Raw genomic sequence first — 9495 nt, 5'->3', positions numbered from 1 at the left:
GAGGCGGGCGCCGGGGTCTCGGGGCGTTCGGGCATGAAGATGCGCGCCTGCGGCAGGTAGCCGCGCGCCTCCAGATCCTCCGCCTCGCGGATCGCGGCCGACAGGTCACCGCGCGGCTCGGCCAGCGGCCCGCTCATGAACCGCGCCACCGCGCGCGGGCTGCCGGTCAGGACGGTGACGCCCTGCGGGATCTCCAGCGTGCCCAGCCCCTCGCCGACCCAAGGGTCGTAACGATCCGACCCGCCGGGATCGACCCCGAGCAGCAGCAGAGCCTGCCCCGGTGCCTCGGCCAATGCCCGCAGCACCCCCTCGACCGGCAGCGCCGCCGCCCCCGGCGTCAGCAGCCCCGGCCCGCTGGCCTCCGCGGTCAGGAACCAGCTGCGCGCCCCGTCGGTGGCAAAGCGGCCCGACAGCGCCACGACGAGACGCTCGCTCTCGGGAGCCCGTTCGAGCCAGTCGCGCGCCGTCTGCGCGGTGCTGTCGGCCCGCCCATTGGGCAAGGAAAAGACCGAAAATCCCAAGGTGCGCAGCGGCTCTTCGGCCTGCAGGATCTCGGTGCCGCGCGGCAATCGCCCCAGCGTCTCGTAGCGCTCGTTTCCCAAAAGCAGCGCCGCGTCCTGCGCCATGGCCGCGCCGGCCCACAGCAGGATGGCGGTGCTCGTCAGAAGCTGGCGCATGGAAATCTCCCGTGATGTCTCGGGGCCAGACTGGCCCGGTCCGGTCTCGTCTTCAAATAGCAACTGCGCGATGCGGCCCTGCCCCGGCGGCAAGCAGGCTTTCAGGCCCCGCAATGGCGAGACAGGCCGCCGGATACGAAAAAGGGAGGCGGGTTTCCCCACCTCCCTTCCTGGAATGCAACCGATCGAGGGAGATCAGTTGAAGGAATAGACGACCGACACGCCGAGGGTGTTGTCGGTGTCGTCGAAGCCGGGCTCCGGATCGGTGCGGTACTCGGTGAACAGGTTGGTGCGCAGGGCCAGCGCATCGCTCATCGAGACGGTCACGCCGAAGTCGTTGGTGACGTAGGTGTCGCGGTCCGAAGCGAGGACGTCGGTGTCGTTCGTGATGAACATGTCCTCGTTGATGCGGTTGTAGTAGTTCGACGCGATGAGTACGGCGGCTTCGTCGATCTCTTCGCCGCTGTCGGTTTCGAGATAACGGTAGCCCGGGCCCGCCTGCACGGTCCACTGGACGTCGGGCGTGTCGAACACGCGGTAGCCGACACCCACGCCGACGAAGGCGTCGGTTTCGAAGCTGTCGAACTCGTCATAGGCCAGCACGGCGGTCGCGTAGCCATAGAAGGTGTCCGAGAAGTCGCGGGTGTAGTCGTAGCCGGCGAGCAGGTTGTTGGTCAGGTCGTCGCCGTCCTCCTCGGTGTAGGCATAGCTCAGGCGCACCTCGTGGCCGTTGACGCCGTCGAAGAAGCCGAAGCGGGCGCCGAGGCCGATGTTGACGACATCGGTGTTGCCATCGGTGGCGGTGCCGCGCGCGGAGACCGAGCCGTTGAAGCCGAGCTCACGGCCTTCGTTGCCGAAAGTCGGGCTCTCGACTTCGAAATCGTCTTCGATGTCTTCATCGAGATCGTCGAGGGTGTCGTCGAGACGGTCTTCGTTACCGAAGACGCGGGCTTCGGCGGCGTCGAAGGTCTGCGCGACCGAGGCGGTGCCCATGAGGCCGAGGATGGTCGTTGCCATCAGCAGTTTGTAGGTGGCGTTCATTTCTAGTGTCCTTTTCGATTCCGGGGCCAGCCAGAGACCGGGCCCGTTGCGGGTTCCATGCTTGTCGAACGCAACTTCTGCGCTTCGGGTCCCGCGGTTCCAGCAATGCTGTCCAGCGCGGCATTTGTGCAACAGAATGAGCGGCGCGCCCTTCTCGGAAAGGGATATGAACTCCGAAGGGGGAGCGTCAAACGAAATTGACGCAAGGGAAACCATATGCCGTAAAAGCGCCACATGAATGTGTCGATTTAAACACAGTCCTAGCCCTGCCCGCTTTTTCCGGTCTTTGCGAAGAGCCTGTAATACGCCCAGTCGGGCAGGAATTGCGCCGCCCGCAGCGGCAGCGAGGCGCCATAGGGAAAATTGATCTTGAAGCGCTCGGAACTCATGTGCTCGAAAGCTTCGCGCGCCGCGCGCGCGGGCTCCATCGCGAAAGGCGCATCCGCCTGGGACCGCGCGCCCAGCCGGGACCTGATCGTTCCGGGATTGAGCAGCTGCACCTCGACGCCGGTGCCGCGCAGGTCGTGGTGCAGCGCCTCGGCCAGGTGCATCACCGCCGCCTTCGAGGCGCCGTGGCCGATCGAGCCGGGCACGGCGCGAAACCCCGTCAGCGCGCCGGTAAGCACGACATGCCCCGCCCCGCGCTCTAGAAAGCCGGGCAGCACCGCGCCGATCACCCGGGTCGCGCCGAGGTAATTGACCTGCATCATCTCCTCGATCCACTCCTGATCCCAGCCCTGCGCCCGCATCGGCCAGCGCGTCCCTGCAAGGCAGATCACCCCGTCGATCGCGCCGATGCCGCCCGCGGCCTCGCGGACCGCGGCCGGATCGGTGACATCCATCGGCAGCGCCATCGCCCGCCCCGGCAGCGCCTCGGCCAGAGTGTCGAGGCGCGGGCCCGTGCGCGCGCTAAGCACCAGTTCGGCACCGACCTTGCTCAGGCAGAAGGCCAGTTCGCGGCCCAGCCCCTCGCTCGCACCCACCAGCCAATACCGCTTGCCCTGCCAGTCCCGCATGCCCCGCTCCTTTCATATCCTGTCGTCGCGCCTGGCTTCGCTGCGCCGCCGAAGCCTCGTGCAAGACATAGGCGCGTCGCCGTCCTGCGCCAGTCGGCGGCGCGGCGCGGCGTTTCCGTTCCGCGCGCGCATCGCACAAGCCCTGTTCGCCGCCGGGCCTGTGACGGCATGCGGCGGCGCCCTAGATCTAGAGCCGAACGCAACGGAAACGGGAGCAGATCATGGGACGACTTCAGGACGGCGAATGGCAGGACGTGTGGTACGACACCAAGTCCACGGGCGGGAAGTTCGAACGCTCGACCACGGCCTTTCGCAACTGGATCACCCCCGACGGGGCGCCCGGCCCCTCCGGCGAGGGCGGCTTTGCGGCGGAGTCCGGCCGCTACCACCTTTATGTCTCCTATGCCTGCCCCTGGGCGCATCGCGCGCTGATCTTCCGCGCGCTGAAGGGGCTGGAGGAGCATATCGGCGTCAGCGTCGTCCATCCCGAGATGCTGGGCGAAGGCTGGGAGTTCCGCACCGATTTCGATGGCGCCACGGGCGATCGCCTGTTCGGCCTGCCCTACATGCGCGACATCTACACCCGCGCCGATCCCAAGATTTCGGGCCGCGTCACCGTCCCGGTGCTGTGGGACAAGGAGCGCGGCACCATCGTCTCGAACGAGAGCGCGGAGATCATCCGCATGCTCAACTCGGCCTTCGACGGCATCACCGGCAATCATGACGACTACTGGCCCGAAGAACTGCGCGACGAGATCGAGGCGGTCAACGGGCGCGTCTATCACACCGTCAACAATGGCGTGTACAAGGCGGGCTTCGCCACGACGCAAAAGGCCTATGACGAGGCGGTGGGCGATCTGTTCGACAGTCTCGACTGGCTCGAATCGCGGCTCGCCGAACAGCGCTACCTTGCGGGCGACCGCGTGACCGAGGCCGACTGGCGGCTGTTCACCACGCTGATCCGCTTCGACATGGTCTATCACGGGCACTTCAAGTGCAACCGCGCCAAGCTCATCGAATACCCCAATCTCTGGGGCTACACGCGCGAGCTCTACCAATGGCCGGGCGTGGCGCCGACCGTGCATTTCGACCATATCACCCATCACTACCACTACAGCCACGACACGATCAGCCCGCATCGCATCGTGCCGATCGGGCCGGATCTCGACCTCATGGCACCGCATGGCCGCGATCATCTCGCCACGCGCGGGGCCGGCTGAGCGCAGCGGCGACGCGACCGGTCCGCTCCCGCTTGTGGCGGGGGCGGTTTTCGGTTTGAAGCAAGGCATGAGCACGCAAGACCCCACCACCTGGATCACCATCTGCGACACCTGCAAGCGCGAGGGCTGGGACCCGGCCTCGGGCGCGACCGACGGCGAACGCCTCGCCGCGCTGATCGAGGCGGCGGCCCGTGACATGCCGGTGCGTACGCGGCGCGTGTCCTGCCTGATGGGCTGCCAGCAGGGCTGCAACGTCGCTGTGCAGGCGGCGGGCAAGCTGAACTACACGCTGGGCCGGTTCGAGGTCACGCAGGAAGCCGCGCAAGGCATCGTCGACTGGGCGGTGCTGCATGGCGAAAGCGCGAGCGGACAGGTGCCCTACCGGACATGGCCCGCCGCCGTGAAGGGGCATTTCGTGACCCGCCACCCGCCGCTGCCCGACGCCGAATGAGCGAGCAGCGCGATCACGGTGGCGGGCTCGACGCCGCCATCGCGCGCCATGGCGGCGCGCGCGAGGGCTGGCTCGATCTTTCGACCGGCATCAATCCGGTGCCCTATCCGGTGGGTGCCCTGCCCTTCGACGCCTGGACCGCGCTGCCGGACCGGGCCGCGCAGGACCGGCTGACCGCCGCCGCGCGCCGCTTCTGGCGGGTGCCCGAGGGGGCCGCGATCCTCGCCGCCCCCGGCGCCTCGGCATTGATCGCCCGGCTGCCCCGCCTTGCGCCCACCGGCGCCGTGCGCATCCCCGGGCCGACCTACAACGAGCACGAGGCCGCCTTCACGGCCGCGGGCTGGAAGATCTCCACCCGCTCGGCCAAGGCGCAGGTGGCGGTGCATCCCAACAACCCCGACGGGCGGATCTGGCAGGCCTCCGAGATCACAGCGGGCTTCGCGGTGATCGACGAGAGCTTCTGCGACATCCGCCCCGATGCCTCGCTCATGGCCCTCGCCGGTCGTCCCGGCACGGTGGTTCTGAAGAGCTTCGGCAAGTTCTGGGGCCTCGCGGGCCTGCGCCTCGGCTTCGCCATCGCCGAGCCGGCGCTGATCGAGGCCTTGGCCGAAAGCCTCGGGCCATGGCCGGTCTCCGGCCCCGCGCTCGCCATCGGCGCGCGGGCGCTGGAAGATCAGGGCTGGGCGCGGAGCACGCGCGAGCGGTTGCACGCGGATGCCGCGCGGCTCGATGCGCTGGTGACGGCCCGGGGCGCCACCCTCGCGGGCGGCACCGACCTGTTCCGCCTCTACGAGGTGGATGACGCGGGCGCCTGGCAGGAGCGGCTGGCCCGGGGCCATGTCTGGAGCCGGATCTTTCCATGGTCGGCCACACATCTGCGGCTCGGCCTGCCCGCCCCCGACCGCTGGGGGCAGATCGAGGCGGCGCTTTGAGCCTGTGGCTCGCCATCGCCATGGCGCTCGACGCGGTGTTCGGCGAACCCGAGGAAATCTGGTCCCGCGTGCCGCACCCCGCCGTGCTGATGGGCCGCGCCGTGGGCTGGTTCGACCGCGTTCTCAACACCGGTGGTGCGGCGCGCGGGCGCGGCATCCTTGCCTGCGCGGCGCTGGTCTTCGCGGCCTTCTCATTGGGCGAGGCGCTGGCGGCGATGCCCGGCCCCTTCGCCGAGATCCTTGTCGCGGCCGTCCTTCTGGCCCAGCGCAGCCTTGTCGATCATGTCCGCGCCGTGGCGCGGGGGCTGCGCCAGTCGCTGGCCGAGGGGCGCCGCGCCGTCGCCATGATCGTCGGGCGCGACACGGGCGCGATGGACGAGGTGGCGGTGGCCCGCGCCGCGATCGAGAGCGCTGCGGAGAACCTCTCGGACGGCGTCACCGCGCCGGCCTTCTGGTTCCTGATCGGCGGGCTGCCGGGGCTTCTGGTCTACAAGATCGTCAACACCGCCGATTCGATGATCGGCTACCGCACGCCGCGCCACGAAGGCTTCGGCTGGGCCTCGGCAAGGCTCGACGATCTGATGAACTGGCTCCCCGCGCGCCTCACCGCGCTGCTGATCTGGCTCGTCGCCGGCCGCCCGGGGCCGTGGCGCGAGATCGCCTCGGAGGCGCGGCTGCACCGCTCGCCCAACGCAGGCTGGCCCGAGGCGGCGATGGCCCGCGCGCTCGACGTGGCGCTGTCGGGCCCGCGCGCCTATCACGGCGAGATGCGCGATTTTCCGTGGGTGAACCCGGAGGGCTTCCGCGAGATCGGCGCGGCGGCGGTCGAGGCCGCCTGCGCGATGCTCTGGAAGGCCTGGGCAGCGGGGTTCTGCGTGGTGCTGGTTCTGGCGTGGACGTGAGTTGCCCCTGCCCTGCGCCGCTGGCAGGCTCCGCCGCGACCCGCAACGGACAGGACACTCGCCCATGCGCACCAGGACACGTCTTCTCGCCCCGCTGATTCTCGCGGCCCTTCCCGCCTTTGTGCCTGCGCTTTCGCAGGCGCAGGAGGCCACCGGCCCCAAGCCGCCCTGCGGCGGCGATTTCGGCGGCTGGATCGAGGAGGTCAAGGCCGAGGCGGCGGCGATGGGCCATGCGCCCGAGACGATCAACGCCTTCTTCTCGGGCGTGCGCAGCGATCCCGCCGTGCTCAAGGCCGACCGGGCGCAGGGCGTGTTCCAGCGCGACTTCGTCGATTTCTCGCGCCGACTGATCTCGGAAAACCGGATCGCCAATGGCCGCGCCAATGCCGAGACATACGACGCCACCTTCGACCGGATCGAGGCCGACTACGGCGTGCCGCGCGGCGTGCTGCTGGCCTTCTGGGCCTTCGAGACGGATTACGGCGCGGTGCAGGGCGATTTCAACACCGTCAATGCGCTCGCCACGCTGGCGCATGACTGCCGCCGCCCCGAGCTGTTTCGACCGCAGCTTCTCGCCGCGATCGAGCTTTATGCGCAGGGCGGCATCGACCCAGGCTCCACCACCGGTGCCTGGGCCGGCGAGATCGGGCAGGTGCAGATGCTGCCCGAGGACATTCTCGTCAACGGCGTCGATGGCGACGGCGACGGGCGGGTCGATCTCAAGGGCTCGGCACGCGATGCGCTCCTTTCGGGCGGCAAGATGCTGTCGCATCTGGGCTGGCGCGCTAACGAGCCGTGGCTGCAGGAAATCGTGGTGCCCGAGAGCATGGACTGGAGCCAGACCGGCCTCGACACGCAAAAGCCCGTTTCCGAATGGCAGGCGCTGGGCGTGACGGGCCGCTCGGGCGATCTGGGGCGCGCCGACCTGCCGGCTTCGGTGCTGCTGCCGATGGGTAAGGATGGCCCGGCCTTTCTCGCCTACCCGAACTTCCGTGTCTATTTCGAGTGGAACCAGAGCCTCGTCTACGTCACCACCGCCGCCTATTTCGCCAACAGGCTGAGCGGCGCGCCGGTCTATGACGCAGGCAACCCGGCGCCGGGGCTTTCGGGCGAAGAAATGGTGCGGCTGCAGGAAAAGCTGCAGGCGCGCGGATACGACGTGGGCGGTGCCGACGGCATATTGGGTGAGATGACCCGGCAGGCAGTGCAGGCCGAACAGCAGCGCCTTGGCCTGCCCGCCGATGCCTGGCCCACCCGCGCCCTGCTCAACGCGCTCTGACGGAAATACCCCCTCAGGGTATCTTGAAAGGAACCCCGAGGGGGTATAGCTGCTTGGGGAGCAAGACCGCAGGACGGAGGACCGGCCCCATGAAGACCGCACAGCTTTACCGCATGTCGATGCCCAAGCATCAGTGCCCCTTCGGTCAGAAATCCTTCTGGCTCCTGAAGAAGAACGGCTACGAGATCGAGGATCACGAGCTCACCACGCGCGAAGAGACCGAGGCCTTCAAGCGCGAGCACGATGTGAAGACCACGCCGCAGGCCTTCATCGACGGCAAGCGGATCGGCGGCTACGACGCACTGCGCGCGCATTTCGACATGGCGCCCGCCAAGCCCGAGGGCACGACCTACCGCCCCGTCATCGCCATCTTCGGCATGGCCTTTGCCATCGCGGTGGCGATCACATGGGTGGCGCTGGGCACGTTCTTCACCGGCCAGACCATCGGCTGGTTCATCTCGGTCGCCATGTGCCTTCTGGCGCTGCAGAAGCTTCAGGATGTCGAGGGCTTCTCCAACGGCTTTCTCAACTACGACCTGCTGGCGCAGAAATGGGTGCCCTACGCCTATATCTACCCCTGGGCCGAGGGCATCGCCGGGGTGCTGATGACGGCGCTGCTGCTGACCTGGTTCTCGGCGCCGCTCGCGCTCTTCATCGGCACGGTGGGCGCGGTCTCGGTGATCAAGGCCGTCTACATCGACAAGCGCGAGTTGAAATGCGCCTGCGTCGGTGGCGACAGCAACGTGCCCTTGGGCTTCATCTCGCTCACCGAGAACGTGATGATGGCCGGTATGGGGCTTTGGATGCTGGTGCGGCTGGCAGTCTGAGGCTTTACAATTCGCCCACCGATGCACATTATACCGGCCATACGGTAGCGATCGGTCGATGATGTCTCATCCCTGATCTGGCCCCCGCAGAGTTGCCGCTCTGCGGGGGTTTCTCTTTGCCGGGGTTACCTCCCGACCCAGAGACGGACGACGGTCACCACGAGTGTCGCCACCGCGACGACCACCATCCACTTACGGTAGCTGGCTTCGGTCAATGCATATCACCTCCCCTCGCCGCGATGTGTCGCGGCAGGGGGAAGTCTTGCCAAAACCGGCCGATTTTCTCAAGTGTTCTCTTTACGTTCCAGCATCACGAGATGCTTCGCTATGGAAATACAACGCCTTAGGCGACCATCTGCTCGGCCCGGCGCAGGTCGACCGAAACGAGCTGGCTCACACCCTGTTCGCCCATGGTGACGCCGTAGAGCCGGTCCATCCGCGCCATCGTCACCGCGTGGTGGGTGATGATGAGAAACCGCGTGTCGGTGCGGCGCGTCATCTCGTCCAGAAGATCGCAGAACCGGGTGACATTGGCATCGTCGAGCGGCGCGTCGACCTCGTCGAGCACGCAGATCGGCGCGGGGTTGGCGAGGAACACCGCGAAGATCAGCGCCAGCGCGGTCAGCGTCTGCTCGCCGCCCGACAGCAGCGACAGCACCGAGAGCTTCTTGCCCGGCGGCTGGCACAGGATCTCGAGCCCTGCTTCCAGCGGATCGTCGCTCTCGACCAGCGTGAGCCGCGCCTCGCCGCCGCCGAAGAGATGGGTGAAGAGCGTGCCGAAGTTCTCGTTGACCTGTGAGAAGGCGGCGAGCAGCCGCTCGCGCCCCTCGCGGTTGAGGCTGCCGATGCCGGTGCGCAGCGTGCGGATCGCCTCTTCGAGGTCGGCCTTCTCGGAGACCAGCCCGTCATGCTCCTCGCGGATCGCGGCGGCGTCCTCCTCGGCACGCAGGTTGACCGAGCCCAGCCCGTCGCGCTGGCGCTTGAGCTTGGCGACGCGCGCCTCGATCTCATCGGTGGGCGGCAGCGCCGGCGCCCCGATCTCCAGCGTCTCGAACAGCGCCTCGGGCGTGGTGTCGAGCATCTCCGCAATGCGCTCGGCGGCCTGCGTCACGGCGGCGCGGGCGGCTTCGGCGCGGGCCTCTGAGGCGGC

General features: G+C 68.1%; 8 protein-coding genes and 2 pseudogenes. 6 read left to right on the top strand and 4 right to left on the bottom strand.

The genetic code is table 11. The annotated features are described in order from the left end of the window. From NHG85_RS18740 to NHG85_RS18730, 3 genes and pseudogenes are all read right to left on the bottom strand, one after another. Positions 1-677: pseudogene (locus NHG85_RS18740) on the bottom strand (peptidoglycan-binding domain-containing protein); the annotation flags it as partial. Between the two features lie 195 nt (positions 678-872). Then, a complete protein-coding gene (locus NHG85_RS18735; protein ID WP_253335251.1) occupies positions 873-1718 on the bottom strand; it encodes a DUF481 domain-containing protein in 846 nt (281 codons plus the stop codon). 260 nt (positions 1719-1978) lie between these two features. Further along, a complete protein-coding gene (locus NHG85_RS18730) occupies positions 1979-2734 on the bottom strand; it encodes an SDR family NAD(P)-dependent oxidoreductase (protein ID WP_253335250.1) in 756 nt (251 codons plus the stop codon). Between the two features lie 221 nt (positions 2735-2955). Between NHG85_RS18730 and NHG85_RS18725 the strand changes: the two genes are divergently transcribed. From NHG85_RS18725 to NHG85_RS18700, 6 genes are all read left to right on the top strand, one after another. Continuing rightward, on the top strand, positions 2956-3954 hold the full coding sequence (locus NHG85_RS18725; RefSeq protein WP_253335249.1) for a glutathione S-transferase family protein: 999 nt from the start codon (positions 2956-2958) through the stop codon (positions 3952-3954). A 67-nt stretch (positions 3955-4021) separates the two neighbouring features. After that, on the top strand, positions 4022-4405 hold the full coding sequence (locus tag NHG85_RS18720; protein WP_253335247.1) for a DUF1636 family protein: 384 nt from the start codon (positions 4022-4024) through the stop codon (positions 4403-4405). After that, a complete protein-coding gene (locus NHG85_RS18715) occupies positions 4402-5337 on the top strand; it encodes a threonine-phosphate decarboxylase (RefSeq protein ID WP_253335246.1) in 936 nt (311 codons plus the stop codon). Before NHG85_RS18720 ends, NHG85_RS18715 begins: the two co-directional genes overlap by 4 nt. Positions 5338-5357: 20 nt before the next feature. Next, entirely contained in the window at positions 5358-6239 is an 882-nt protein-coding gene (cbiB, locus tag NHG85_RS18710) for an adenosylcobinamide-phosphate synthase CbiB (RefSeq protein WP_253335252.1), read from the top strand. 64 nt (positions 6240-6303) lie between these two features. Beyond that, positions 6304-7518, top strand: a complete 1215-nt coding sequence (locus NHG85_RS18705; protein ID WP_253335244.1) for a lytic murein transglycosylase — start codon at positions 6304-6306, stop codon at positions 7516-7518. Positions 7519-7607: 89 nt separating this feature from the next. Continuing rightward, positions 7608-8345, top strand: coding sequence for a MauE/DoxX family redox-associated membrane protein (locus NHG85_RS18700; protein ID WP_253335243.1), 738 nt, complete (start codon positions 7608-7610; stop codon positions 8343-8345). Positions 8346-8688: 343 nt separating this feature from the next. On the opposite strand, the pseudogene NHG85_RS18695 reads toward NHG85_RS18700, so the two are convergent. Continuing rightward, positions 8689-9495: pseudogene (locus NHG85_RS18695) on the bottom strand (chromosome segregation protein SMC); the annotation flags it as partial.

The sequence above is a fragment of the Limimaricola litoreus genome, assembly GCF_024159025.1.
Classification (GTDB): domain Bacteria; phylum Pseudomonadota; class Alphaproteobacteria; order Rhodobacterales; family Rhodobacteraceae; genus Limimaricola; species Limimaricola litoreus.
The sequence above is the reverse complement of the archived record's forward strand: the minus strand, read 5'-3'. Positions and strand labels throughout refer to the sequence as shown.

What these genes read in the sequence shown, in the direction of transcription:
- NHG85_RS18730 (WP_253335250.1), bottom strand. Translation starts at nt 2,734, where the DNA reads ATGCGGGACTGGCAGGGCAAGCGGTATTGGCTGGTGGGTGCGAGCGAG.
- cbiB (WP_253335252.1), top strand. Translation starts at nt 5,358, where the DNA reads ATGGCGCTCGACGCGGTGTTCGGCGAACCCGAGGAAATCTGGTCCCGC.
- NHG85_RS18720 (WP_253335247.1), top strand. Translation starts at nt 4,022, where the DNA reads ATGAGCACGCAAGACCCCACCACCTGGATCACCATCTGCGACACCTGC.
- NHG85_RS18735 (WP_253335251.1), bottom strand. Translation starts at nt 1,718, where the DNA reads ATGAACGCCACCTACAAACTGCTGATGGCAACGACCATCCTCGGCCTC.
- NHG85_RS18705 (WP_253335244.1), top strand. Translation starts at nt 6,304, where the DNA reads ATGCGCACCAGGACACGTCTTCTCGCCCCGCTGATTCTCGCGGCCCTT.
- NHG85_RS18715 (WP_253335246.1), top strand. Translation starts at nt 4,402, where the DNA reads ATGAGCGAGCAGCGCGATCACGGTGGCGGGCTCGACGCCGCCATCGCG.
- NHG85_RS18700 (WP_253335243.1), top strand. Translation starts at nt 7,608, where the DNA reads ATGAAGACCGCACAGCTTTACCGCATGTCGATGCCCAAGCATCAGTGC.
- NHG85_RS18725 (WP_253335249.1), top strand. Translation starts at nt 2,956, where the DNA reads ATGGGACGACTTCAGGACGGCGAATGGCAGGACGTGTGGTACGACACC.